Annotated in this window: 23 protein-coding genes; 5 read left to right on the plus strand and 18 right to left on the minus strand. The window is 66.0% G+C overall.

What is annotated here, in order from left to right; genetic code table 11:
• Window positions 1–29: 29 nt before the first annotated feature.
• Together HU751_RS15970 and HU751_RS15975 are read left to right on the plus strand one after the other, a co-directional pair.
• The gene (locus HU751_RS15970) at window positions 30–581 is read left to right on the plus strand and encodes an antibiotic biosynthesis monooxygenase (RefSeq protein ID WP_186731891.1); all 552 of its coding nucleotides are present in this window, start codon (window positions 30–32) and stop codon (window positions 579–581) included.
• Between the two features lie 66 nt (window positions 582–647).
• Complete coding sequence (locus HU751_RS15975; RefSeq protein WP_186731890.1) at window positions 648–2,618, plus strand: amidohydrolase; 1,971 nt, start codon at window positions 648–650, stop codon at window positions 2,616–2,618.
• A 93-nt stretch (window positions 2,619–2,711) separates the two neighbouring features.
• Here the strand turns inward: HU751_RS15975 and HU751_RS15980 are convergent, their stop codons facing one another.
• The 14 genes from HU751_RS15980 to HU751_RS16045 form a co-directional block, all read right to left on the minus strand.
• Window positions 2,712–3,623, minus strand: a complete 912-nt coding sequence (locus HU751_RS15980) for a LysR substrate-binding domain-containing protein (protein WP_050703240.1) — start codon at window positions 3,621–3,623, stop codon at window positions 2,712–2,714.
• Window positions 3,624–4,020: 397 nt separating this feature from the next.
• Window positions 4,021–4,305, minus strand: a complete 285-nt coding sequence (locus HU751_RS15985) for a DUF6124 family protein (RefSeq protein WP_028688634.1) — start codon at window positions 4,303–4,305, stop codon at window positions 4,021–4,023.
• Window positions 4,306–4,988: 683 nt separating this feature from the next.
• On the minus strand, window positions 4,989–6,776 hold the full coding sequence (locus HU751_RS15990) for a monovalent cation:proton antiporter-2 (CPA2) family protein (protein ID WP_186731889.1): 1,788 nt from the start codon (window positions 6,774–6,776) through the stop codon (window positions 4,989–4,991).
• A 261-nt stretch (window positions 6,777–7,037) separates the two neighbouring features.
• A complete protein-coding gene (locus HU751_RS15995; protein ID WP_186731888.1) occupies window positions 7,038–8,054 on the minus strand; it encodes an alpha/beta hydrolase in 1,017 nt (338 codons plus the stop codon).
• Window positions 8,055–8,085: 31 nt separating this feature from the next.
• Complete coding sequence (locus tag HU751_RS16000; protein WP_186731887.1) at window positions 8,086–8,337, minus strand: DUF2790 domain-containing protein; 252 nt, start codon at window positions 8,335–8,337, stop codon at window positions 8,086–8,088.
• A 152-nt stretch (window positions 8,338–8,489) separates the two neighbouring features.
• Window positions 8,490–9,977 (minus strand): YifB family Mg chelatase-like AAA ATPase, encoded by a 1,488-nt coding sequence (locus HU751_RS16005; RefSeq protein WP_186731886.1) that lies wholly within the window; start codon window positions 9,975–9,977, stop codon window positions 8,490–8,492.
• A 157-nt stretch (window positions 9,978–10,134) separates the two neighbouring features.
• Window positions 10,135–12,648 carry a TonB-dependent siderophore receptor gene (locus HU751_RS16010; protein ID WP_186731885.1) on the minus strand — a complete coding sequence of 838 codons (2,514 nt, stop codon included), beginning with the start codon at window positions 12,646–12,648 and terminating at the stop codon, window positions 10,135–10,137.
• A gap of 81 nt (window positions 12,649–12,729) precedes the next feature.
• Window positions 12,730–13,671 (minus strand): FecR domain-containing protein, encoded by a 942-nt coding sequence (locus HU751_RS16015; protein WP_186731884.1) that lies wholly within the window; start codon window positions 13,669–13,671, stop codon window positions 12,730–12,732.
• Window positions 13,668–14,150 (minus strand): sigma-70 family RNA polymerase sigma factor, encoded by a 483-nt coding sequence (locus HU751_RS16020; RefSeq protein WP_186712326.1) that lies wholly within the window; start codon window positions 14,148–14,150, stop codon window positions 13,668–13,670. The genes HU751_RS16015 and HU751_RS16020 overlap by 4 nt, the downstream gene beginning before the upstream one ends.
• 261 nt (window positions 14,151–14,411) lie before the next feature.
• Window positions 14,412–14,771 carry a DUF2493 domain-containing protein gene (locus tag HU751_RS16025; protein ID WP_186731883.1) on the minus strand — a complete coding sequence of 120 codons (360 nt, stop codon included), beginning with the start codon at window positions 14,769–14,771 and terminating at the stop codon, window positions 14,412–14,414.
• Between the two features lie 10 nt (window positions 14,772–14,781).
• Window positions 14,782–17,493 carry a magnesium-translocating P-type ATPase gene (gene mgtA / locus HU751_RS16030; RefSeq protein ID WP_186731882.1) on the minus strand — a complete coding sequence of 904 codons (2,712 nt, stop codon included), beginning with the start codon at window positions 17,491–17,493 and terminating at the stop codon, window positions 14,782–14,784.
• 801 nt (window positions 17,494–18,294) lie between these two features.
• The gene (locus HU751_RS16035) at window positions 18,295–18,723 is read right to left on the minus strand and encodes a TOBE domain-containing protein (RefSeq protein WP_186731881.1); all 429 of its coding nucleotides are present in this window, start codon (window positions 18,721–18,723) and stop codon (window positions 18,295–18,297) included.
• 41 nt (window positions 18,724–18,764) lie between these two features.
• A complete protein-coding gene (locus HU751_RS16040; RefSeq protein ID WP_186731880.1) occupies window positions 18,765–19,118 on the minus strand; it encodes a gamma-glutamylcyclotransferase family protein in 354 nt (117 codons plus the stop codon).
• 3 nt (window positions 19,119–19,121) lie between these two features.
• Window positions 19,122–19,385: an accessory factor UbiK family protein gene (locus HU751_RS16045; protein ID WP_186731879.1), complete on the minus strand. Its 264-nt coding sequence runs from the start codon at window positions 19,383–19,385 to the stop codon at window positions 19,122–19,124.
• A 406-nt stretch (window positions 19,386–19,791) separates the two neighbouring features.
• On the opposite strand from HU751_RS16045, the gene glnK reads away from it, so the two are divergent.
• The 3 genes from glnK to sutA all read left to right on the plus strand — a co-directional run bounded on the left by glnK (window position 19,792) and on the right by sutA (window position 22,272).
• Entirely contained in the window at window positions 19,792–20,130 is a 339-nt protein-coding gene (glnK, locus tag HU751_RS16050) for a P-II family nitrogen regulator (RefSeq protein ID WP_002555808.1), read from the plus strand.
• Window positions 20,131–20,177: 47 nt separating this feature from the next.
• A complete protein-coding gene (locus HU751_RS16055; protein WP_186731878.1) occupies window positions 20,178–21,512 on the plus strand; it encodes an ammonium transporter in 1,335 nt (444 codons plus the stop codon).
• Between the two features lie 430 nt (window positions 21,513–21,942).
• On the plus strand, window positions 21,943–22,272 hold the full coding sequence (gene sutA, locus HU751_RS16060) for a dormancy-specific transcriptional regulator SutA (RefSeq protein WP_186731877.1): 330 nt from the start codon (window positions 21,943–21,945) through the stop codon (window positions 22,270–22,272).
• A gap of 199 nt (window positions 22,273–22,471) precedes the next feature.
• On the opposite strand, the gene HU751_RS16065 is transcribed toward sutA, so the two are convergent.
• From HU751_RS16065 to dapF, 4 genes are read right to left on the minus strand one after another with little or no spacing between them, the layout of a single operon-like run.
• The gene (locus HU751_RS16065; RefSeq protein WP_186731876.1) at window positions 22,472–23,167 is read right to left on the minus strand and encodes an HAD family hydrolase; all 696 of its coding nucleotides are present in this window, start codon (window positions 23,165–23,167) and stop codon (window positions 22,472–22,474) included.
• On the minus strand, window positions 23,164–24,063 hold the full coding sequence (gene xerC / locus HU751_RS16070) for a tyrosine recombinase XerC (protein WP_186731875.1): 900 nt from the start codon (window positions 24,061–24,063) through the stop codon (window positions 23,164–23,166). Before xerC ends, HU751_RS16065 begins: the two co-directional genes overlap by 4 nt.
• Complete coding sequence (locus HU751_RS16075; protein ID WP_028688619.1) at window positions 24,063–24,773, minus strand: DUF484 family protein; 711 nt, start codon at window positions 24,771–24,773, stop codon at window positions 24,063–24,065. Before HU751_RS16075 ends, xerC begins: the two co-directional genes overlap by 1 nt.
• A 13-nt stretch (window positions 24,774–24,786) precedes the next feature.
• Window positions 24,787–25,617, minus strand: a complete 831-nt coding sequence (dapF, locus tag HU751_RS16080; protein WP_050703269.1) for a diaminopimelate epimerase — start codon at window positions 25,615–25,617, stop codon at window positions 24,787–24,789.
• Window position 25,618: the final 1 nt, after the last annotated feature.

Below are 25,618 nucleotides of genomic sequence, written 5' to 3' on the forward strand. Positions count from 1 at the left end.
CTGGCGCCACCCCTTTCAGGTACGCCGCGATGAACGACAGCACCGTGGTCACGCTGGTCATCCAGCACAAGGTCCGCGCCGAAGCCCTGGCGCGCTACGAAACCTGGCTGCGCCACACCGTCGGCGTGGCACGTCGGCAACCGGGCCATCTGGACGTCAACGTGATCCGCCCCGACGACGGTGGCCGCCAGTTCACCACCGTGGTGCGCTTTGCCGAGGCCAGCCAGCTGCAGGCCTGGGTCGATTCCGCCGAGCGCCGAGAGCTGGTGGCCGAAGTGCTGCCGCTGCTCGAGGAGGGCGACCAGACCCAGGTGCATGACGATCCGGAATTCTGGTTCACCCCAGGCATCACCGGGGCGTCGCAGCCACCGCGCTGGAAACAGGCCGTGCTCACCTACCTGGTGATCTGCCCGCTGACCCTGCTGGTGCCGATGCTGCTGGCGCCGCTGTTCGAGCGCTTCCCGCTGCTGGGCGCGCGGCTGCCGAGCAACCTGCTGGTCAACCTCTGCGTCATCCTCCCGGTGGTGTTCTTCATCATGCCCTGGGTGACGCGCCGCTGTGCCGGCTGGTTGCGCCGCTGAGCGCCCGCCGTGATCCATTGCTAGCCTTCAACCGCCTGCCGATCACCCACCCGGACGGAGAGCACCATGAGCCAGGACCCTACCGACCAGAGCCGCCGCAAGTTCCTCGCCACCAGCACCGTGCTCGGTGCCGCCGGCGCGCTGTGGAGCGCATTGCCGTTCACCGATTCCGCCCATGCCGCCCTTTCAGGAGATCCCATGTCCGCCGACCTCATCTTGTTCAATGGCAAGTTGCACACCGTTGACCGCGAGAAGCCCACCGCCAGCGCCGTGGCCATCAAGGATGGCAAGTTCCTCGCCGTGGGCAGCGACGCCGAAGCCATGGCCCACAAAGGGACCGCCACGCAGATCATCGATCTCAAGCAGCGCACGGTGATCCCCGGCCTCAATGACTCGCACCTGCACCTGATCCGCGGTGGCCTGAACTACAACCTAGAACTGCGCTGGGAAGGCGTGCCGTCGCTGGCCGACGCCCTGCGCATGCTCAAGGACCAGGCCGAGCGCACGCCGACCCCGCAGTGGGTGCGCGTGGTCGGCGGCTGGAACGAGTTCCAGTTCGCCGAGAAACGCATGCCCACGCTGGAAGAGATCAACCAGGCCGCGCCGGACACCCCGGTGTTCCTGCTGCACCTCTACGACCGTGCGCTGCTCAACCGCGCCGCGCTCAAGGCGGTGGGCTACACCAAGGAAACCCCCAATCCGCCGGGCGGCGAGATCCAGCGCGACAAGTTCGGCAATCCCACCGGCATGCTCATCGCCCGACCCAACGCCACCATTCTCTACGCCACCCTGGCCAAGGGGCCGAAGCTGCCACTGGAGTACCAGGTCAACTCCACCCGCCAGTTCATGCGCGAGCTCAACCGCCTCGGCCTGACCAGCGCCATCGATGCCGGCGGCGGCTACCAGAACTACCCGGATGACTACCAGGTGATCCAGGAGCTGGCCAACAACGACCAGCTGACCGTGCGCATCGCCTACAACCTGTTCACCCAGAAGCCCAAGGAAGAACTGGCCGACTTCAAGAACTGGACGCAGAAGGTCAAGCCGGGCGATGGCAACGACTTCTTCCGCCACAACGGCGCCGGCGAGATGCTGGTGTTCTCCGCCGCCGACTTCGAGGACTTCCTCGAACCGCGTCCGGACCTGCCGCAGACCATGGAGCAGGAGCTGGAGCCGGTGGTGCGCCACCTGGTCGAGCAGCGCTGGCCGTTCCGCCTGCACGCCACCTACGACGAGTCGATCTCGCGCATGCTCGACGTGTTCGAGAAGGTCAACCGCGACATCCCGTTCAATGGCCTGCCATGGTTCTTCGACCATGCCGAAACCATCACCCCGCAGAACATCGAGCGGGTCCGGGCACTGGGCGGTGGCATCGCCATCCAGGACCGCATGGCCTTCCAGGGTGAGTACTTCGTCGACCGCTATGGCGCCAAGGCCGCCGAACACACCCCGCCGATCAAGCGCATGCTCGACATGGGCGTGCCGGTGGGGGCGGGTACCGATGCTACCCGGGTGTCCAGCTACAACCCGTGGACTTCGCTGTACTGGATGGTCAGCGGCAAGACCGTCGGCGGGCTGGAACTGTATCCGGAGGGCCTGAGCCGCGAGACCGCGCTGCAGCTGTTCACCCATGGCAGCGCCTGGTTTTCCAGCGAGCAGGGCAAGAAGGGGCAGATCAAGGTCGGTCAGCTGGCCGACCTGGCGGCGCTGTCGCTGGATTTCTTCAGCGTTGATGAAGAGGCGATCAAGGGCATCGAGTCGGTGCTGACCATCGTCGACGGCAAGGTGGTGTACGGCGCCGCCGAGTTCGACAAGCTGGGCCCTGCGCAGGTGCCGGTGTTGCCGGAGTGGTCGCCGGTGGCCAAGGTGCCGGGGCACTGGCGCGCCGGTGCGCCGATGGCGGTGGCGCTGCACCAGTGCGTCGGGCCGTGCGGGGTGCATGCCCACAGTCATGAGAAGGCGCGGCATTCCAGTGTGCCGGTGAGCGATTACCAGGGCTTCTGGGGTGCGCTGGGTTGTTCCTGCTTCGCGTTCTGATGGCCTGATCGCGGGGCAAGCCCGCTCCCACCGAGACTACAGGGCTTCGTGGGAGCGGCGATGCGGCGGCCCGACTTGCCCCGCGATGGCGTACTACGCCATGTCGCTGATGGCGAACTCCTCCGCCAGATGATCGATCAACGACCGCACCGACGGCAGCAACCCGCGCCGCGACGGGAAGATCGCATGCACGATGCCGCAACGCGGATGCCAGCCTGGTAGCATCTCCACCAGCCGCCCCGCCGCCAGGTCCTCGCGCACCGCCACCCTGGGCAGGTGCGCAATCCCCACGCCCGCCACCACGAAATGCCGCAGTGCGAACAGGTCGTCGGTGACCATCCGTGGTTTGTGCGGGATCACCAGGCTGCGGCTCATGTCCTCACCCTGGAACAGCTCCCACTGGTATTCACGCTGGGCGCCGCCCCAATGGACGCTGGGTAGCTCGCTGAGCTGCTGCGGATCAAAGCCTTGCGCAAGCTGTTCGAGGAACGACGGGTGGCCGACCAGGCATTGGGTGCTGTTGCTCAGCACCTTCATCACCATGTCGGTGTTCTCCAGCGGCGGGAAGCGCACCCGCAGCGCAACGTCAAAGCCCTCATGCAGCAGGTCGACGCGGCGGTTGGTGCTTTCGATGAACAGCTCCACCTGCGGGTACTTGAGCATGTAGCGGGTCAGCATCGGCCCGACCCAGGAGTTGAGCAGGGTGGTCGGGCAGCTGATGCGCACCAGCCCGCGTGGCTCACTGCGGTTGCGCTCGATGATTTCGGCGGCGCCCTCGGCCTCCACGCGCATGGCCAGGCAGCGGTTGTAGTAGGCCTGGCCGATCTCGGTCAGCGAGCAGTGCCGGCTGGTGCGGTGCAGCAGGCGCACGCCGAGGCGCTCTTCCAGATCGGCGATGCGCCGGCTGAGCTTGGACTTGGGCATGTCCAGCGCCCGCCCGGCCGGGGCGAAGCCACCGTGCTCGACCACCTGGGTGAAGTAGTAGAGGGAGTTGAGGTCTTCCAAGAGCGGTCTCCGCGACGGGGCAGGGGGTGGTTCGCAGTCTACCGGGTGGTGGGGCGGAGGTGCAGGGCGACAGCTTTGTGGCGCCTATGAGATCGAGCGCCGCCCGCGCGGCGCATCGCGGATGAATCCGCTCCTACATTTGTTGCAACGTGGCCATGCCTGATAGGCCATGGTTGTAAGCCTTGTGCGCTCGACCCGATGTTTTGGTGGGCATTGCTGCCGCCCCACCTGCCTCAAGCCTTGCGCCAAGGCTGACAACCATGGCCTGACAGGTTCGGTACGTTGCAACAGATGTAGGAGCGGATTCATCCGCGATGCGCCGCGCGGGCGGCGCTCGATCTGATAGGCGCTGCAAGGCCATCGGCAAGCGCTTGGCGGCCCTCATGCGATCTGCTTCTCAGGACGACTCGATTCCCTCCAGCATCGCTTCCGTCAGGCCTTCGGCCATCTCGATGCCATGCAGGCTGGCCCATAGCAGGCTCCTGCCGGTTTCATCCATATGCTCCAGCGCCTTGTAGCCGACGTTGTAGGCACTGCGCAGGTACTCGGCGACATGCACCAGGGCGTCGTGGGCGTTGATATTGGGGTTGACCGCGAACAGCGGTGGGTGGCCGGCGTCGCATTTGCCGAAGGGGTGGTGGCGGGTGTCGGGGAGGGGTGGGTCGGGGACGATTTTTTTCATTGCAGTGATCCTCTAAGGGTTGAACCGCAACCGTCCGTTTCCACGCAGAGGGTGGCAGTCGTACGCGGGGTGGAAACCGGTTAGAGGTCAACCCGGCAGGCCAGGCGGCCTCCCGCGCACAACTGCCATTAAAGGCAATAACCCTAACCGGATTTCCACGTCCGATCGCTGAACCGACAGCGACCCGGTCAGCCTAGAGGGCATGATTTCCCCGGACAATCAGAAGGGGATCGACAGACTTTGTAGGGTATTTCCTTGGGTGTAGGTTGCCCAGCGAGAAAATTCTTCAGGGGCTGTGGGAGTTATCTGATGATATTGAGTGCGCGCGGTTTTCACCGGTGATCTTGAGTAATGGCCACCAGGTGTAAGCCTGTAGGTCTATGGCGCCTATCAGATCGAGCGCCGCCCGCGCGGCGCATCGCGGATGAATCCGCTCCTACATTTGTTGCAACGTGGCCATGTCTGATAGGCCACGGTTGTCAGCCTTGGGGGCTCGACGCGGTTTTTCGGTGGGCATTGCTGCCGCCCCACCTGTCTCAAGCCTTGCGCCAAGGCGGGCAACCATGGCCTGACAGGTTCGGTACGTTGCAACAAATGTAGGAGCGGATTCATCCGCGATGCGCCGCGCGGGCGGCGCTCGATCTCATGGGCGAAATAATCCTCGAGACATGCACATGAGGCCCTCAATCCTCATCCGACGCAAACAACCGCTCCAGCTCCACCCGCGCCTCCTTGGCCGTCTGCATCACCTTGGCCCGGTCGTCGCGCACATGCCCCTGAGCCTCCAGCACCTGCTCGTCATGCTCGGTGAAGCGGGCGATGCGATCCGCCGCCTGCGCTTCCGTCAGCCCCAGCCCGACCAACGCCCGGCGGCTCATCTCCAGGCTGGAATGGTAAGTCTCGCGAATCGGCTCGGCGCCCACGTCCACCAGCTTGTGCACATGCTGGCGGTTGCGCGCCCGGGCGATGACCTTCAGGTGCGGGTACAGGCGCTTGACCCGCTCGGCCGTGCGGGTGGCGGCCTCGGGGTCGTCGATGGTGATGATCACGTACTCCGCATCGCCGACCTTGGCCGCATGCAGCACCTCGGTGCGCGACGGATCGCCGTAGAACACCGGCACCTGCTCGAACATGCGGGTCATCTCGATGGTGTCCACCGAGGTTTCCAGGGCGACGAAGGGGATCTTCTGCGCCCGCAGGATGCGCGCCACGATCTGGCCCATGCGGCCCATGCCGACGATCACCACCCGTGGCGTGCCGGCGTCGATCTGCGTGTACTGCTCGGGCACTTCCCGGGCGGGTTGCGGACGCTTGAGGGCGCGGGCGCAGCCGATCATCAGCAGCGGGGTGAGGGCCATCGACAGGGTGATGGTCATCAGCAGCAGGTCGTAGGTCAGGGTGTCGAACAGGCCCTGGTCCTTGCCCAGTTTGAACACCACGAAGGCAAATTCGCCACCGGCCGCCAGCACCATGCCCAGGCGCAGGGCGCTGGCGCTGTTGAGGCCCCCGGCGATGCGGCCGACGCCGATCAGCAGCAGCAGTTTCACCGCGATCAACAGCACGGTCATGCCCAGCAGCACCAGCGGCATCTCCAGCAGCAGACGCAGGTTGGCGCCCATGCCGACGCTGATGAAGAACAGCCCCAGCAGCAGGCCCTTGAACGGTTCGATCTGCGCTTCCAGCTCGTGGCGGTACTCGGAGTCGGCCAGCAACAGGCCGGCGAGGAAGGCGCCCAGGGCCATGGAAATACCGGCTTCCTCCATCAGCCAGGCAGTGCCGATCACCACCAGCAACGCGGTGGCGGTGGACACCTCCGGCAGGCCGGTGCGGGCGACGGTGCGAAACAGCGGGCGCAGCAGGTAGCGGCCGCCGACGATGACGATGGCGATGCTGGCGAACACCTTCAGGCCATGCTCGAAGCTGTCGCCTTGGCTGGTGTCCGGGCCGCTGGCGGCCAGCAGCGGCACCAGGGCGATCAGCGGGATCGCGGCGATGTCCTGGAACAGCAGGATGGCGAAGGCCAGGCGGCCGTGGGGCGCGTTGAGCTGCTTGCTCTCGGCCAGGCTCTGCAGGCCCAGGGCGGTGGACGACAGCGCCAGACCCAGGCCGAGCACGATGGCCGCCGGCAGGCTTTGACTGAAACCGAACAGGGCGATGGCGCCGAGCGCCGCGCCGGTCAGGACCACCTGCGCGGTGCCGACGCCGAACACCGACTTGCGCATCAGCCACAGGCGCCGGGGCGACAGCTCCAGGCCGATGATGAACAGCAGCAGGACAACGCCCAGCTCGGAGATGTGCGCGACGCTCTCGGTGTCGCGGATCAGCCCCAGGGCCTGCGGGCCGATGGCCACGCCGGCTAGCAAGTAGCCGAGCACGGCGCCCAGTTGCAGGCGCTTGGCCAGGGGCACGGCGACCACGGCGGCGAGGAGGAAGATGACGGCGGTTTGTAGAAGGCTGCCTTCGTGTGGCATTGCTCGGACTCCTTGAACTGCGTGCGGCAGCGTTTGATGCAACAGCTTATGTCATCGATGAAAGAGGCGGGCATTTTCGGGTGGGGAGGGAAACAGGACAATCCTGGGGTTACAGGAAGCAGCGTTCTGAAAGTAGGACCTTTGCTGAATCAATCGCGGGGCAAGTCGGACCGCCGCATCGCCGCTCCCACGAAGGTCTGACACCTTGCGTGGGAGCGGCGATGCGGCGGCCCGACTTGCCCCGCGATGGCGATCGACCACTTATTGCAGATGGGTTTTCAAGGCCTGCGCTGCCTGGTCCATGGCACTGCGCACACTGGGCACGGTGCTCAGCACGTTGAGCAGGCCGTAGTCATGGATCAGGCCGTTATAGCGTACGGCGGTCACCGGTACCCCGGCGGCGTCCAGCTTACGGGCATAGGCTTCGCCTTCGTCGCGCAGCACGTCCATCTCGGCGGTCTGCACCAGGGCCGGCGGCAGGCCTTTCAACTGCTCGAGGCTGGCGCGCAGCGGCGAGGCATGGATGTCGTCGCGCTGGCGCGGGTCGGTGGTGTAGTTGTTCCAGAACCACTGCATCATGTTGCGGGTCAGGAAATGGCCTTCGGCGAACTGGTTATACGACGCGTTGTTGAAGTTGGCGTCGGTCACCGGCCACAGCAGGGCCTGGAAGCGCACCTTCGGCGTGCCGGCCTCCTTGGCCTTCAGTGCCACCACCGCGGCCATGTTGCCGCCGACGCTGTTGCCGGCCACCGCCAGGCGGCTGCCGTCCACGCCGATCTCCTTGCCGTGCTCGGCGACCCAGCGGGTGGCGGCATAGGCCTGGTTGATCGCGGTGGGGAACCTGGCCTCCGGCGATGGCGTGTAGTCGACGTACACCGCCGCGGCGCCGGAACCCACCACCAGGTCACGGATCAGGCGTTCGTGGGTGGGGTAGTCGCCCAGCACCCAGCCGCCGCCGTGGAAGAACATGAACACTGGCAGTTCACCCGTGGTGCCTTCGGGCCGCACCACGCGGATCTCCAGCGGCTGGCCATCGGCCTGGATGGTCCGGCGTTCGACGCGGATCCCCGACACATCGACCTTCACCCCGGCCTGGGCACCGCTCAGCACCGCACGGGCATCCTTGGGCGAGAGGGTTTCAAGCGGCTTGCCGCCACCAGCGGCCAGGGCCTCGAGGAAGCCCTGGGTGGTGTGCTCGACGCCGGGGCTGCCGGCGGCGAAGGCGCTGTTCACGGCGAGGGCGAGCAGGCCGGCGGTCAGGGTGTGGGACAGTTTCATGTTCTAGCTCCTTTAGGGTTCGAGCGGTGGCTCAGTTCTGGTTGGCGAGGACGGTGGGTTGCACGTAGCTCACGGCGCGCAGCTGGCCGCTGCTGTCGCGGTAGGTCAGGGTGGCGGTGCTGGCCTGGCCTTGGGCGCTGGTGGGGGCATCGATGCTGATGACCTTGGCGATGTCCAGGTCCATGCCGTAGCGGTACGGGGTGGCTTCACTGGCGAAGCTGCTGGCGCTGGTGCCGAGGGCCAGGGTGGTGACGGTGAGGGCGAAGGCTTTGCGAAGGGTCATGATCGTTCTCCGGGTTCTGCTGAGTGGGGTTGGCGACTGCTTGCTGCTTGAGTTGAATATTGCGCGCAAATATTTAGTACGCAAAATATATTTCCGCTATGACGCTGATTGAGTGCGTCTTGGCCCGCTTCTGTGGAAGCGGGCGGGCAGCCTCAGGCGCTGGGTCGGTACTGCAACGCTTCCGCCAGGTGCGCCCTGGCGATGGATTGCGCGCCCTCCAGGTCCGCCAGCGTGCGGGCGACCTTCAGCAGCCGGTGCGCCGCCCGCAACGACAGTGTCAGCCGTTCGCAGGCCTGCTCCAGCCAGGCCTGGTCAACCGGCTCCAGCGGGCAATGCCGACGCAGCCCCTTGAGGTCGAGGAAGGCGTTGGCGCAGCCCTGCCGGCGCTGCTGCAGCGCCCGGGCCTCGGCCACCCTCTGGCCAACGCTGGCGCTGGTCTCGCCACTGGGCTGGTGGGTCAGCACGGTACTTTCCCGGGCCACCGTCAGGTGCAGGTCGATGCGGTCGAGCAATGGGCCGGAGAGCTTGTTGCGGTAGCGCTGAACCTGCTCGCTGCTGCACCGGCAGCGGCCGGTGGGGTCGCCCAGGTAGCCGCAGGGGCAGGGGTTCATGGCCGCCACCAGCTGGAAGCGCGCCGGGAAGCGCACCCGATCCTTGGCCCGGGCCACCACGATCTCACCGGACTCCAGCGGTTCGCGCAGCACCTCCAGCACCCGCCTTTCGAACTCGGGCAGCTCGTCGAGAAACAGCACGCCATGGTGCGCCAGGGTGATCTCGCCGGGTTGCGGCCGGCTGCCACCGCCGACCAGTGCGGGACCTGAGGCCGAATGGTGCGGGTGGCGGAACGGTCGCTGTGGCCAGCAGTCGAGCGGGGCGTGGCCGCTGACCGAGCGGATCGCCGCCACCTCCAGTGCCTCGCGCTCGTCCAGCGGCGGCAGCAGCCCGGGCAGGCGGCTGGCGAGCAGGGTCTTGCCGGTGCCCGGTGGACCTGTGAACAGCAGGTTGTGTGCACCGGCCGCGGCGACCAGAAGGGCGCGCTTGGCGGCGATCTGGCCCTGGACTTCGCTGAGGTCCGGATAGGGGCGTTGTTCCAGCAGCAAGCCATTGGCCGCGTAGGGAGACAGCGCGGGCTGGCCGTTCAGGTGGGCTACCAGCTCGCGCAGGTGCCCCATCGCATACACCACCAGGCCGCTGGCCAGGCTGGCTTCCTCGGCATTCTCCCGTGGCACCACCAACGCCCGGCCCGCATCCCGGGCCGCCAGTGCTGCGGGCAGCACGCCCTGCACCGGGCGCAATGCGCCCGACAGGGCCAGTTCGCCCAGGCACTCGATATCGTCGAGGGTGGCCACCGGCACCTGGCCATTGGCGGCGAGGATACCCAGGGCGATGGCCAGGTCGTAGCGGCCTCCGTCCTTGGGCAGGTCGGCGGGGGCGAGGCTCTGGGTGATGCGTCGGGCTGGGTAGTCCAGGCCGGAGTTGACGATGGCGCTGCGTACCCGGTCCTTGCTCTCCTTGACCGTGGTCTCTGGCAGGCCGACCAGGGTAAGCGTAGGCAGGCCGTTGGCCAGGTGGGTTTCGACACTGACAGCGGGGGCCTGCACGCCCACCTGGGCGCGGCTGTGGACGAGGGCAAGGGACATGGGCACTCCGTGTTTGCGTGTAAGGGGCCGCGTCCTGCGGCCCGGCAAAGCTTAGCGGTGCTCCTGGGGAGGTGTACGGGAAGAGTGCATCGAGTTTTGTCTGGCCCGCCTCCATGGCTGTCGGCACCTGCCTGGTTTCATGAGGCAGGTCGCGCACTCATTCGAACACGCCGCGCAAGGTCAGCACGAAGTTGCGCGGCTCGCCGTAGTAGTTGCCGTACTCGGACGTGCCGACGCTGGCGTAGTACTTGCGGTCGAACAGGTTGTTGCCGTTCAGGGCCAGGGTCCAGTGATCGTCGACCTTGTACTCGACCATGGCGTCGTAGACCGCGTAGCCGCTCTGGCTGAAATCGAACGGGGTTTCACCCACAGTGTTCCAGTTGGCGTCGAAGCGGTAGGCCTTGCCTTCCACGTAGCTGGCGCTCTGGGCGGTTACCCCGGCGCCGACGCGCCACGCCGACCAGTCGCCCGGCAGGGTGTAGACCGACCAGAGCTTGAACAGGTGCTTGGGCGTGACGGTGGTGTACAGCGTGTCCTCGCTCTGGTCGTCCATCAGGTTGAGGGTATAGCCGGCGATCACATCCCAGCCCGGCAGGACTTCGCCGGTGGCCTCCAGGTCGATACCCTTGCTGACCACCTTGCCCTGGCCGATGAAGCAGCAGGAGGCGCTGTAGCTGAACGGTGTGTCGGGGTAGGCGGGGTCCTTGATCGCCTGGTGTTCGCGCTTGGTATAGAACAGCGCGGCGCTGAGGTTCAGCGCGCCATCGAACAGCTCGCCCTTGATCCCGGTCTCGTAGGTCTTGCCGGTCATCGGGTCGAGGGAGGTGCCGGACTTTTCCGGGCCCTTGAGTTTCTGCGCCTGGGGTTTGTAGATCTCGGCGTAGCTGACGTAGGTCGACCACTGGTCGTCGAGCGCGTAGATCAGGCCACCGAATGGCACCAGGGTGGTCGGCTCGCGGTGCGAGACCTGGTCCTGGCGAGCCCAGTCCCCGGAGCCGTCGCGGTTGCGCGTGGCGTAGGCCTGCTCGAAGGTATAGCGCTGGGCGCGGGCGCCGATCACCAGCTTGAGCGGGTCGGTCAGCTGCAGGCGCAGGGTGGAGTAGAGGCCGTACTGCTTGCGCTTGTTGGGGTAGTAGTCGCGGTAGAAGGCATGGCTGGTGGCCTCGGTCGGCAATGGTGTCGACTGCGGGTCCCACAGGTCGATCATGCCGCCCAGGCCGACCTTGCCCTGGGCCGCGCGCCAGCGGCTGGTGACCTCCTGGTAGTCGCCACCCACCAGCAGTTCGTGTTGGCGGCCGAAGGCGTCGAAAGTGCCGGAGAGATTGACGTCGAACACCGACTGCTTGCTCCAGCTGGAGACATAGCTGCCCCACCAGTAAGGGCCGGTGTTGCTGTTCTCGTCAACGGAGCCGTAGGGGATCACGCCTTCGGTGGCGCCTTCGTTGTACGAATAGGTGTAGGAGGTGTTGAGCTTCCAGTCATCGGAGAAGCGATGGTCGAGCTTGGCGAACAGCTCGCGGGTGTAGCTGTCGTTCCAGGCGCTGTTGGTGGTGTACCAGGTGTGCCGCGGCAGTTTCAGGTCGCCGCCGGTGCTGTAGCGTGGCAGGCCGTCGCCCACGCCGTTTTCATGGACCTTGTCGTAGCTGCCGCCGAAAGTGAGCATGGTGTCGTCGCTGACGTCGGCCTCGAGCACACCATAGAAAAACGGCCGTTCGGTGCTGCGGTTGTCGAAGAAGTACTGGCGGTCCTGGTAGGCGGCCACCATCCGTCCACGCAGCTTGCCGTCGAAGGCCAGGGGACCTGTGACATCCACTTCGCTGCGGTAGTTGTCCCACGAGCCCGCCGAGGCTTCGAGCTTGAGCTGGTAGTGATCGAGCGGGCGCTTGCGCACCAGGTTGACGATGCCGCCCGGGTTGCCGGTGCCGCCGAGCAGGCCGCTGGCGCCGCGCAGCACTTCGACATGGTCATAGGCGGCCAGGTCGTACTTGCGCTGGCTGTAGAAGGTGCCCAGGCCGTTGCCGATGTCCATCGGTGCCGTGCCGTCGATCTGCAGGTTGTCGATCGCAAAGCCGCGGGAGATGAATTCCTGGGTGTTGAAATTGACGTTGCGCAGGGTGATGCCGGGGGTGAATTTCATCGCGTCGTCGAGGCTGACCATGCGCCGGTCTTCGATCAGCTGGCGGCTGACCACCGATACCGACTGCGGGGTGTCCTTCAGGCTTGTCGGGGTCTTCGAACCGACGCTCACCAGCCCGGTGGTGTAGGAGCGCGTGCCCTCGGTGGCCTGGCCCATGCCTTGACCCTGAACCTGCGTGCTGCCGAGTTCCAGGGCGTCGCCACCGCTGGCGGCGAGCTGCAGCGCCCAGTTGCCGTCGGCGGCCTGCACGGCCTTGAGCCCGGTGCCTTCGAGCATCAGGTACAACGCCATGTCGGTGGGCAACTGGCCGCGCACCGGCCTGGCCTGCTTGCCCTGCACCAGCTGCGGATCGTACGGCAGGCTGATGCCGGCCTGCTCGGCGAAGCGGTTGAGGGCTTCGGCCAGTGGCGCGGCGGGCAGGTCGTAACGGCGCAGCGGCTGTTCGGCCAGCACGGGGTGGGCCAGGCCGATGCCGACGCCAAGCAACAGGGCCTGGGCGAGCAAGGTGGGGCGGTAGCGGGACAGCAGATCCATCGGAAGCTCCTGGGAATTGGCAGGTGTTTTTCCTGTTTGTCGAAGGAGCGGAGAAAACCCGTAAACGAGAATCGATTTTCTTTACGCCGGGAGAATGCGCACCCACAACGCGGTGCGCCATTGCAGGCGCACCGGCCAGGTATGGGCCAGGCTGCGCAGGGCATTGTCGGTGTCGTCGAGCTGGAACACCCCGGAAACCCGCAGGCCGGCCACCGTCGGGTCGCAGCTGACCCAGCCTTCACGCTGACGGGCCAGGGTATCGGCCAGTTCGGCCAGGGGCATGTCGTTGGCGATCAGCAGGCCACGGGTCCAGGCCGAGCCCTGGGCCTGGGGATTGGCCAGGGGCTGCGCGCCATGGCGGTCGATGCGGTACTGCTCGCCGGCCTTGGCCAGTTGCTGGGCTCGCCCGGGCACCTGGATTGCGACCTGGCCCTGGTCGATGGCCAGGCGCGTGTTGCCGCGCGCCTGGCAGACATCGAACGCCGCGTCGAACGTCCACAGGCTGGCCTCGGCGCTGGTCACGCACAGGGGGCGTTGCCGGGTGTCGCCCTGCGCGCGGACATAGACCTGCCCTTCGAGCAGATCGACCCGGCGTTCGGTCGCGCTGAAGCGCACATTGACCGCACTGCGGCTGTTGAGCTGCAGCTCGCTGCCATCGGCCAGCTGGATACGGCGGCGCTCTGCGGTACGGGTGCTGTGATCGGCCAGGCTCACGCGCCAGGGCGAGTGTTGCAGTGCCGTGCCGCTCAGGCCCAGCCCCAGCAGGCCAAGGGTGAGCAGCTTGAGGGCGTGCCGGCGATCCGCCCGCTCGGGCGCCGTCAACGCACGCAGGGCAACGCCCCCGGGCAGCTCGCGGGCCTGGCTGAAGCAGGCCTGGGCTTCCTGTAGGGCCTGCCAGGTAGCTTCATGGCGCGGGTCGCTCTGGCGCCAGGCCAGGCAGGCGGCACACAGTGCCGGCGCATGCTGCGCCGACTCGAGCCTGACCAGCCAGCCGATGGCCTGGTCGAGCACCTCGTCGCTCATGGTTCCAGCCTTGCCAGATAGCAGTGGCGGATGGCCTTGACCATGTACTTCTCGACACTGCTCAGGCTGATCCCCAGGTGATGGGCGATTTCCTGGTAGCTCATGCCTTCCAGGCGCGACAGCAGGAAGGCCATGCGCACCTTCGCCGGCAGGCCATCGAGCATGGCGTCGATCTGCATCAGCGTCTGGAGCAGGATCAGCTGGCGCTCGGCCGAGGGCGCCTCGGGCTCTGGCAGGCTGGCCAGGGCCTGCAGATAGGCGGTCTCCAGCTTGTGCCGGCGCTGACGGTCGATCATCAATCCTTTGGCCACGCTGCTGAGCCAGGCCCGCGGTTGGCGCAGCGTCGGGATCAGCTCCGGCCGGCCGAGCAGTTGCACGAAGGTGTCGTGGGCCAGGTCGGCGGCGTTGTCGGCATGTTGCAGGCGTCGCCGCAGCCAGCCCAGCAGCCAGGCGTGGTGATCCTGGTACAGCGCATCCATGGCCTGGCGCGGCGGCGGAAGTGAGGGTGAGGGCACGACGAGCCTCTCCTGCAAAAGGAATGAGCGAGATGCAGATGGGAATCGCTCTCAATCCTACGGGGTTTGCAGGCGTGTGCTCAAGAGGTAGTCAGTCCTTTGTGGGCTTGTCCCGCGAAGCAATCACCGCGTTGCATGGCACCGGCATTGCCGGTGTTCGCGGGGCAAGCCCGCTCCCACGTGTACAGTCCTGGCCCCCAGAGCGAGAGGGTGCCGATCGTCAGGTCAGTGTGACCGTGGCTGCCTGCCGCAGATCACCGGAATCCCCGAACCCCGCGCCCGTGCCAGCAGCTCCTCGGTGTCGTCGCCGCCTGGCAGCGCCAGCACCACGTCGGGCCGGCTATCCCGCAGCATGAAGACGTTGCGCAGGCGCTCGGCCAGCTTGCCGTGCAGCTGCCAGTTGGGCGGGTAGCGCACGATGTCGGCGCCCTGCTCGCGGGCCCAGCCTTCGATCTCGCCCCCCAGGTGCTGGCTGCCGCCGTGGATCAGCACCCGGATCGGTTGCTGGCGCTGGAGGGCGTCCAGCGCCTGGCGGCAGCGTTGGCTGTCGGCGTAGTTGCGCCCTGCGCAGATCAGTACGCGCATGCCCACCCCCTCAGAACCACTGGCCGAAGCGGCGGATGTACAGGGTCTTCATGCCCTGGGCCACAAGGCAGTAGCCCAGCAGGGTGGCGGCCAGCCACGGGAAGTATTCCCACGGCAGCGGCACCAGCCCGACCATCGCCCCCAGCGGCGAGAACGGGATGTAGATGCCCAGGCACATCACCAGGCCGGTGGCCAGGATCACCGGCAGCGCTGCGGTGCTCTGGAAGAACGGCACCTTGCGGGTACGCAGCATGTGCACCACCAGCGTTTGCGACAGCAGCCCCTCGATGAACCAGCCGGACTGGAACAGTGCCTGCATTTCCACGCTGTTGGCGGCGAACACGTACCACATCAGGGCGAAGGTGGTGATGTCGAAGATCGACGAAGTGGGACCGATCCACAGCATGAAACGGCCGATGTTGCGGGCATCCCACTTGCGCGGCTCGCGCAGGAATTCCTTGTCCATGCGATCCCACGGCAGCGACAGCTGGGAAAAGTCGTACATCAGGTTCTGCAGCAGCAAGTGGATCGCCAGCATCGGCATGAACGGGATGAACGCGCTGGCCACCAGCACCGAGAACACGTTGCCGAAGTTGGAGCTGGCGGTCATGCACAGGTACTTCATGATGTTGCCGAAGGTTTCGCGGCCCTTGAGCACGCCTTCCTCCAGCACCATCAGGCTCTTTTCCAGAAGGATGATGTCGGCCGATTCCTTGGCGATGTCGGTACCGCTGTCCACCGAGATGCCCACGTCGGCATCGCGCAGCGCCGGGGCGTCGTTGATGCCGTCGCCGAGGAAGCCCACGGTGTGGCCGTTGGCCTGCAGCGCCTTGAGCACTCGCGACTTCTGCAACGGGGTGAGCTTGGCGAACACCGTGCGCTCCTCGACCAGCGCCTTGAGCTGGGTGTCGTCCAGGCGTTCGATGTCCTGGCCGAGCAACGGCTGGCCGGGTTCCAGCCCCACTTCGCGGCAGACCTTGCAGGTGACCACCGGGTTGTCGCCGGTCAGCACCTTGACCTTCACCCCCATCTCGCGCAGGGCGGCGATGGCCGGGCCGGCGGTTTCCTTGGGCGGGTCGAGGAAGGTCAGGAAGCCACGGATCACCAGCTCGCGCTCGTCATCGGTGTGGTACTGGGGCTTGCCGGCGACGGCCGGAATGTCACGGGTGCCGACCAGCAGCACGCGAAAGCCTTGCTGGTTGTAGGCGCTGGCGGTGGCCAGCAGTTGCTGGCGTCGCCCGGCATCCAGGACGACCCGCTGGCCGCCTTCTTCCACATGGGTGGCGATGGCCAGCATTTCCTCGACGGCGCCCTTGCTCACCAGCAGGTGATCGCCCAGGGCATCCTGGACGATCACCGACAGGCGCCGGCGGATGAAGTCGAAGGGCAGCTCGTCGACCTTGGCGTAGACATAGGGTGGCTGGAAGCCCTGGTCTTCGCCGGCAAAACGCAGCACGGCCTGGTCCATCAGGTTCTTCACGCCGCTCTGGTGGTGGCTGTTGAGCCAGGCCAGTTCCAGCAGGCGCGGGTCCTTGTGGCCGCTGGGGTCGACGTGGTGCTCGAGGATGATGCGGTCCTGGGTCAGGGTGCCGGTCTTGTCGGTGCACAGCACATCCATCGAGCCGAAGTTCTGGATGGCGTTCAGGCGTTTGACCACCACCTTGCGCCGGGCCATGGCCACGGCGCCCTTGGCCAGGTTGGCGCTGACGATCATCGGCAGCATTTCCGGGGTCAGGCCCACGGCCACGGCCAGGGCGAACAGGAAGGCGTCGCTCCAGTCGCCCTTGACCACGCCGTTGAGCATGAACACCACCGGCACCATCACCAGCATGAAGCGGATCAACAGACGGCTGACGCTGTTCACGCCACGGTCGAAGGCGGTCTGGCTGCGCGAGCCGACGATGGCCTTGGCCAGCGAACCGAAGTAGGTGCGCTTGCCGGTGGCCACCACCACGGCGCGGGCGCGGCCGCTGACCACGTTGGTGCCCATGAAGCCGATGTTGGGCAGATCCAGCAGGCCGCTTTCATCGTTGGCGCTGCCTCCGGCGGACTTCTGCGCGACGTGGCCGAGGGTGTCGTATTTCTCCACCGGCAGCGCTTCGCCGGTCAGCACGGCCTGACTGATGAACAGGTCGCGGGACTCGATCAGGCGGATATCGGCGGGGATCATGTCGCCAGCGGCCAGTTGCACGATATCGCCGGCCACCAGTTCGTTCATCGGCACTTCGCGCAGGCGCGCCGGCTGGTCGTGGCGCTCGCGGCGCAGCACGGTGGCGGTGGTACGGACCATGGCCTTGAGCGCATCGGCGGCCTTGCCCGAGCGGTACTCCTGCCAGAAGCGCAGCAGGCTGCTGAGGCTGACCATGGTCATGATGATGATGACCTTGGTCAGGTCCGCTTCTTCCAGGTCGCCTGCGCGTACCGGCAGCCAGTAGTCGGTGACGAAGCTGATGCCGGCGAGGGTGAGCAGCACGTAGATGAAGGGGTTGTGCAGGGCCTTGAGCAGTTGCACCAGGGCCGGTTGCGGCTTGTCATGGGCGACTTGGTTGGCGCCGTCGCGCTGCAGGCGCTTGGCGGCTTCGTGCTCGGTCAGGCCCAGCTCGCTGGCGTCGAGGTTGGCCAGGGTCACGGCCAGGCCGTTGCGTGCCTCGCGGGCGGCGCGCATGGACAGGCGGGTATCTTCGCCGGCTTTGCTGCGGGTGTTGCGGTCTTTTACGGTCATTTGGCTGTGCTCCTGCCGCAGGAGGCGGCACGACACACAGTCGACTCACGGTGGGGAAGGTGAGTGAACGTGTCCCGTGTCGCAATGATTCAAACAATGAAAAACGTGGTTTTTCCGACGTTTACGTGTTCGCTGGCGAATGCCGGAAATTAGATCGGCAGCGAACTTTCGACTGGCTGATTCCATGGTCGGTTAATCCCTTTGCTAAATGCCGGGCAATAGAACTCCAACGAACTTTAATTATTTAAAGTTCGGAAGTTTCTGACGATTTATATGGCGTCAGTTCAGCGAACGGACAGCATCGCGCGCGTCACTGCAGGCAGTAACGGGCGCGCTATCGACTGGGCGGTTCCAGGGACGAGGACAGGCCCCAGCCTAGGACAGGACAGTGCGGGGCCTTGTGCGCACAGGTGCGCAGGCGAGGGGTGGCGATATCGAGGTTCATGAGCTTGCCTCCGACCGGGCGGGCACCCGGGGCGGCAAGCTACGGCGGAGCAACAGGCTCTGGCGCGGCTTGCCCGACCTAGGGGCGGGCCCGGAGTTCCGGTTCAAGTGCCTGGCGGCCAAAGGCTGCCAGACAGCGACTAGATACTGTGTCCATTGAATTCTTCGTGAGTTGAAATAAAGGCCCGCTTTTTGGGGCGGGTGAACTTTATGCAAAGCATAGCGGGGAAGTCAACCGGGAAGGCGTAACTTAACTATGTTTCATCTGCTGGGAGGGAAATTAATGCAATACCCTGCGCAAATGTTATCGCGGGGCAAGCCCGCTCCTGCCTGGTCAAGGCAGAAGCGGGCATTCGATCAGGGCTTGGCGCCCAGGATGATGTGCGAGGCCTTGATCAGCGCGGTGGCCTTCACACCTGGCTTCAGGCCGAGCTCCTGCACCGCTTCGCGGGTGACGATGGCGTACACCTCGGTGCCGCCCGACAGCTTCAGCACCACCTCGGCATTCACCGCGCCGTCGCCGACCCGCAGCACTTCGCCTTCCAGGCTGTTGCGCGCGGATAGCTTGTAGCCGGCGGCATCGGTCATCAGCACCACCCAGGGCGCCTTGACCAGCGCCACGGCCTGCTTGCCGACATTGATGTTGAGGTTGTGCAGGCTGGCCATGGTGACCACCGCCACCAGCTTCTCGCCGCCGCCGAGGGTCAGTTCGACCTCGGCATTCACCGCGCCAGGCTGGACGGCGCTGACGGTACCTTCGAAGACATTGCGTGCACTGACTTTCATGGGGAAGCACTCCGTGTGATCAATCACCACGCCCGAGGCATTCAGGCGCGTACGTAAACCCAGGCGGTCAGCCCCGAGGCGAGGCCGACGGCGATACGCTTGTAGTCCGCCACTTCGTAGCGGTCGGCGGCGGCCAGCTCTTGTTCGCTGATCTGGAAGACCATGCCGGCGACGCTGTCTTCGGCCCGCTCGCTGGGGGAGACGATGGGGTGGTGGCTCTTGCCGCTGGTGGCCAGCACTTCAGGGTCGGTGATCTGCACCCAGTCCTGGCGATAGCCCGGCATGCGGTCGGCCTGGCCGGTCAGTTCACGGCCGAAGTTGGCCAGTTGCACGGCCTTGTCCTGCAAGGTGCCGTAGGAGAACAGCAGTACCGGGTAATCGCTGGACGGTTGCATGGCTTATTCCTGAGTAGGCGGGGCGATCCGTGTTTCCAGCTCGGCGAATTGCCGCTCGAGGGCTTCGAGGCGGGCGCGGGTACGGGCCAGCACCACCATCTGGCTGTCGAACTCCTCGCGGCTGACCAGGTCGAGCTTGCTGAAGGCACCCTGCATCAGCACCTTGAACTGGCTTTCCAGTTCGGCGCGGGGCGCGGCGGTGTCACCGCTGAACAGGCGCGAGGCCTGGTCGCTCAGGGCATCGAGGAAGGCTTTGGGCGCGAGCATGTCTGGTATCCGCTGATCACTGAAAGGGCAGCAGTGTAGCACGGGGCTCCGGGCCACTTGCGTTGCACGCTTTTCGCGCAGGGCGGCCAAAGGTCGCGCACCGATTTTGTGCGCTTTTTCCCTGCTGGCGATTGGCCAATCCCTGCCGGTTCACGCAACTATCTGTTTTCCCGTGACTTGCGCCAACTGGCAAGGTTTCTGCAAAGACCTGAGCGAGCCATGCACTGATGCAGTCCCTTGTGACCAGGCAGTGCGCAGGCGGAGCCGGAAGGTTCTTCGTCACAGCCGGATCGTGCGTCGGCGGGGAGGATGGAGCCGACGACGCGTTACAAAGCCAGGCGCTGCGCTTAGACTTGAGACGGGTTTGTTTTCCTGGGGCAAGTCCACCAAATCGGGAGAGAGTTTCATGAAGCTAGTCACTGCCATCATCAAGCCGTTCAAGCTGGACGACGTGCGCGAGTCGCTGTCGGAAATCGGCGTGCAGGGCATCACCGTGACCGAAGTCAAAGGCTTCGGCCGGCAGAAGGGTCACACCGAGCTGTATCGCGGCGCTGAATATGTGGTCGATTTCCTGCCCAAGGTGAAGATCGATGTCGCCATCGACGACAAGGACCTCGATCGGGTGATCGAAGCCATCACCAAGGCGGCCAACACCGGCAAGATCGGCGACGGCAAGATCTTCGTGGTCAATCTGGAGCAGGCGATCCGCATCCGTACCGGCGAAACCGATACCGACGCGATCTAAGCGCCAAACCAAGCCTCACCAAACCCAACGCCCCAGGAGAAAACAACATGACTCTGCGCAAGATCGCAGGGCTAGGAGCCCTATTGTCCCTCGTAATGCCAGGGCTGGCCCTGGCCGAGGAAACTGCCGCCCCCGTGCTGAACTCCGGCGACACCGCCTGGATGCTCACCTCGACGGCACTGGTCCTGTTCATGACCATCCCGGGCCTGGCCCTGTTCTACGGCGGCATGGTGCGCTCGAAGAACGTGCTGTCGGTGATGATGCAGTGTTTCGCCATTACCGGGTTGATCAGCATCCTGTGGGTCATCTACGGCTACAGCCTGGCTTTCGATACCGCCGGTATGGAAAAGGGCGTGCTCAACTTCAATTCCTTCATCGGTGGCTTCTCCAAGGCCTTCCTCAACGGCGTCACGCCGTCGGGCCTGACCTCGGCCGCCGCGCTGTTCCCCGAGGCGGTGTTCATCACCTTCCAGATGACCTTCGCCATCATCACCCCGGCGCTGATCGTCGGAGCCTTCGCCGAACGCATGAAGTTCTCGGCGATGCTGATCTTCATGGGCGTGTGGTTCACCCTGGTCTATGCGCCGATCGCGCACATGGTCTGGAGCGGTGACGGCGCGCTGATGTGGGACTGGGGCGTGCTGGACTTCGCCGGCGGCACCGTGGTGCACATCAACGCCGGTATCGCCGGCCTGGTCTGCTGCCTGGTGCTGGGCAAGCGCAAGGGCTACCCGACCACGCCGATGGCCCCGCACAACCTGGGCTACACCCTGATGGGCGCGGCCATGCTGTGGGTCGGCTGGTTCGGCTTCAACGCAGGTTCCGCTGCCGCGGCCAACGGCACCGCCGGCATGGCCATGCTGGTGACCCAGATCGCCACCGCCGCCGCCGCCCTGGGCTGGATGTTCGCCGAGTGGATCTTCCACGGCAAGCCAAGCGCCCTGGGCATTGCTTCGGGCGTGGTCGCCGGCCTGGTCGCCATCACCCCGGCCGCCGGCACCGTCGGCCCGATGGGCGCCCTGGTGATCGGCCTGGTGTCCGGCGTGGTCTGCTACTTCTGCGCCACCAGCCTCAAGCGCAAGCTGGGCTATGACGACTCCCTGGACGCCTTCGGCGTGCACGGCATCGGCGGCATCATCGGTGCACTGCTCACCGGTGTGTTCGCGGCGCCTGCCCTGGGCGGCTTCGGCGCGGTCACCGACATCGCCGCGCAGTTCTGGATCCAGGCCAAGGGCGTGATCTTCACCGTGGTCTACACCGCCATTGTCACCTACGTGATCCTCAAGGTCCTCGACCTGGTGATGGGGCTGCGGGTCAGCGAAGAAGAAGAGTCGGTCGGCCTCGACCTGGCTCAACACAACGAGCGCGGCTACAACCTGTAATCGCGATGCTGGAAAACTTGCCCGGTTCGCCGGGCATTTTTTTGCCTGTAATTTACCGTTTGGCCTGGGGCAAACGGTTTCCCTGCGCTGATCACGACCCGGGGTTAAAACTTACAAGCCATCGGGTGTTTCTGGTGCTTTGCTTTTTCTGCGAGCGCGCTAGAATGCGCGCCGAAGGAAGCTGGACGAGTAGTCCACACACTTCGCTACCCTTTGCTAGGCTTGCCAATAGCCTGTGGCCAGCAAGGGCTCAAAAATTTTGTCAGGCCTTGCCAGGAGCAGGGCCTGCAGGGTGCCGGGCCCCCCATGAGGGGGTGGACACCCAGGGCAGTGGCCAATCCACGGCCAGTTGAATTTTCACTGGTGGCTGCCGGTCTACGGCTGCACCGGTCTATAACTAACCTGCTTTTCGCAAGTCATGAGGTAGAACATGAGCGACGACGATCTGGAAAATGACGACCTCGAGGTAGGCGACGAAGACGAGGCTGATGAAGGCCTTGAGGCAGCGGCTGACGACGGCGGGGACGACTCCGGCGACGACGACAGCAGCCCGGCTCCGGCGGCCAAGGGCAAGTCCAAGGCGGCGGTCTCGGTAGACGAGATGCCGAGCATGGAAGCCAAGCAGAAAGAGCGCGATGCGCTGGCCAAGGCGATGGAAGAATTCCTGTCGCGCGGTGGCAAGGTGCAGGAAGTGGAGGCCAACGTGGTCGCCGATCCGCCCAAGAAGCCGGACAACAAGTACGGCAGCCGCCCTATCTGAGTGGCTGAACGCAAAAAAGCCCGCCGTCGCTGCGGGCTTTTTTGTGCCTGTCAGGTTGGCACGGTCTCTGTAGGAGCGGCCTTGTGCCGCGAAAGGGCCGCAAAGCGGCCCCGGGGCCGTTGTCGACACTCAAATCCTAGGGCCGCTGCGCAGCCCTTTCGCGGCACAAGGCCGCTCCTACAGGGATAGCGCAGCCCGGTCAGCGCCAGCGCGCCAGCACGTCGGGCAACTGCGACAGCCGCTGGATCTCGGCATCCGGTGCCTGCTCGCCACTCCAGGGCTTGTGCTGCGGGTTGAACCACACTGCGCGCAACCCGGCGCTCTGGGCGCCGGCGATGTCGTCGCCCGGGTGGTCGCCGACGTGCACCGCCGCCTGCGCGTCCACCTCGCCGCGCTTCAGCGCTTCGAGGAACGGTGCCGGGTCCGGTTTGCCGATGCCCAGGTCCTCGGCGCACAGGGCGAAGCGGAAGTAGTCCGCCAGCCCCAGGCGGCGCACGTCGGCATTGCCATTGGTGACCACGCCGAGGGTGTAGTGGTGGCGCAGGATCTCCAGCACCGGCTGCACCTCGGGGAACACCTCCACCTGGTGCCGGGCATGCAGGAACACCTCGAAGCCCTCGTTGGCCAGCTCCTGGGCGTGTTTCTCGCTGTAGCCGACCTCTTCCAGGGCGTGGAACAGCACCCGCCGGCGCAGGGCGCTGATGCGGTGCTTGAGGCCCGGTTCGGCCTGCACCAGGCGCTCGCGGATGGCGAACAGGTGCTCCACCGGCACGCCGCCGAGGATCGGCGCGTTGGCTTCGAGCCAGTCGCGCAGGACGACTTCGGCGCTGGCGATGACCGGCGCGGTGTCCCAGAGGGTGTCGTCCAGGTCGAAGGTGATCAGCTTGATGCTCATGAGTCCGTGTCCTTGCTGCGTTTGGCCCGAGGGTGGGCGCTGTCGTACACCGCGGCCAGGTGCTGGAAGTCCAGGTGGGTGTAGATCTGCGTGGTGCTGATGTCGGCGTGGCCGAGCATCTCCTGCACCGCGCGCAGGTCCTGGGACGATTCCAGCAGGTGGCTGGCGAAGGAATGGCGAAGCATGTGCGGGTGCAGGTGCTGGCCGAGCTCGCGCTCGCCGGCGGCCTTGACCCGCAGCTGGATGGCGCGGGGGCCGAGGCGCTTGCCCTGGCGGCTGAGGAACACCGCGCCGTCCCGTGGCCCGGCAATGCCGCGCAGCTTGAGCCACGCCTGCAGCGCCTCACGGGCCTTGCGGCCGACCGGCAGCACGCGGCTCTTGCCGCCCTTGCCGTGCACCTGCACCAGCCCGGCGGCCAGGTCCAGGTGTTCGAGGTCGAGCCCGGTCAGCTCCGACAGGCGCAGGCCGGACGAGTAGAACAGTTCGAGGATCGCCTGGTCGCGGCGGGCGATGAACTCGTCGTCGACGCCGCCATCGAGCAGTTGCAGGGCGCGGTCGGTGTCCAGCACCTTGGGCAGGCGCCGCTCACCCTTGGGCGGCGCCAGGCCGTTGGCCGGGTCGTGCTGGCAATGGCCTTCGCGGTTGAGGTAGCGGTACAGGCCGCGCACCGCTGAAAGCAGGCGCGCCAGGCTGCGCGAGGACTGGCCGTGGTGGTGCTGGCGGGCGACCAGCTGGCGCAGCTGCTGGACCTGCAGGGCGCCCCAGCCGACGATACCCTGGGTGTTGCAGAATTCGATGACTTTCTCGAGGTCGCGACGGTAGGCCAGCAGGGTGTGCTCGGACACCTGGCGCTCGTTGCGCAGGTGAGCGCAATAAGCCTCCAGCTGGCGTTCCATCAGCGCACCGAGCGCAGCGTCTGGGTGAAGCGCGGCACCACGCGGCCAAGTACTTCGGCGATGTAGCTGAGGAACAGGGTGCCGACACTGCTCTTGTAGTGCTGCGGGTCGCGGCTGCCGATCGCCAGCACGCCGTGCAGGCCCTGGTACTCGAGGGTGGCCACGGCGCTGGAACCGACTTCCTTGTGCTGGGCATCGCCGAACAGGAAGGCCAGTTCATGCTCGCGCAGGCTGCCGCTGATGGTCTTGCCGCCGCCGATCAGCCCGCCGATGGCCTGCTGCGCCTCGGCACCGGAAACCCAGCGGCCCACGGGCGCGGCGTTCTCGCCGAACAGGATCAGGCTGACGAAGGGCACCTGGAACTCCTGGCGCAGGCTGTCCTCGACCGCCATCACCACCTCTTCGAGGGTGCCGGCGTCGAGCAGGTCGAGGATCAGCCGGCGGGTCTTGTCGAACAGCCGGTCGTTGTCGCGGGCCACGTCCATCAGCTGCGACAGGCGATGGCGCATCTCGATGTTGCGGTCGCGCAGCAGCTTGAGCTGGCGCTCCACCAGCGACACGCTGTCGCCGCGCTGGTGGGGAATGCGCTGTTCGAGCAGCAGTTCGTCGTGCTCGGCGAAGAAGGTCGGGTGGGCGCGCAGGTACGCGACCACCGCTTCGGCATCGAGCTCACGGGCCTGCGGGGATGCAACGTTAGGCTGATCGGTCATGGCGGATACTCGCTTAGAGACGAACTTGTCCTTCGAACACGCGGACGGCGGGGCCGGTCATCAGCACCGGCTTGCCGGGGCCGGCCCACTCGATGCTCAGGCGGCCACCCGGCAGGTCGATGGTCACCGGCGAGTCCATCCAGCCCTGGCTGATCGCCGCCACGGCCGCGGCGCAGGCGCCGGTGCCGCAGGCCTGGGTCTCGCCGGCGCCACGCTCCCATACCCGCAGGTTGGCGCGGTGGCGGTCGACCACCTGGATGAAGCCGGCATTGACCCGCTGCGGGAAGCGCGGGTGATGCTCGATCTTCGGGCCCAGCTCATGGACCGGCGCACTGCGCACGTCATCGACGCGCAGCACCGAATGCGGGTTGCCCATGGACACAGCGGCGATCTGGTGCACCTGGCCATCGACTTCCAGCGCATAGCTGCTGGCCTGCTCGTCGGCGATGAACGGGATCTCGGCCGGGGCGAAGCGTGGCGGCCCCATGTCGACGCAGATCTGGCCGTCGTTGCGCACATCGAGTTCGATGATGCCGCCCTTGGTCTCGACGCGAATGCGCTTCTTGGCGGTCAGGCGCTTGTCCAGCACGAAGCGGGCGAAGCAGCGCGCGCCGTTGCCGCACTGCTCGACTTCGGAGCCGTCGGCGTTGAAGATCCGGTAGCGGAAGTCCACATCCGGGTTGTTCGGCGCCTCGACGATCAGCAGCTGGTCGAAGCCGATGCCGGTGTTGCGGTCGCCCCATTGCTTGGCGTGCTTGGGTTGGATGTGTGCGTGCTGGCTGACCAGGTCGAGGACCATGAAGTCGTTGCCCAGCCCGTGCATCTTGGTGAAACGCAGCAGCATG

The organism is Pseudomonas peradeniyensis (genome assembly GCF_014268935.2).
Taxonomy (GTDB): domain Bacteria; phylum Pseudomonadota; class Gammaproteobacteria; order Pseudomonadales; family Pseudomonadaceae; genus Aquipseudomonas; species Aquipseudomonas peradeniyensis.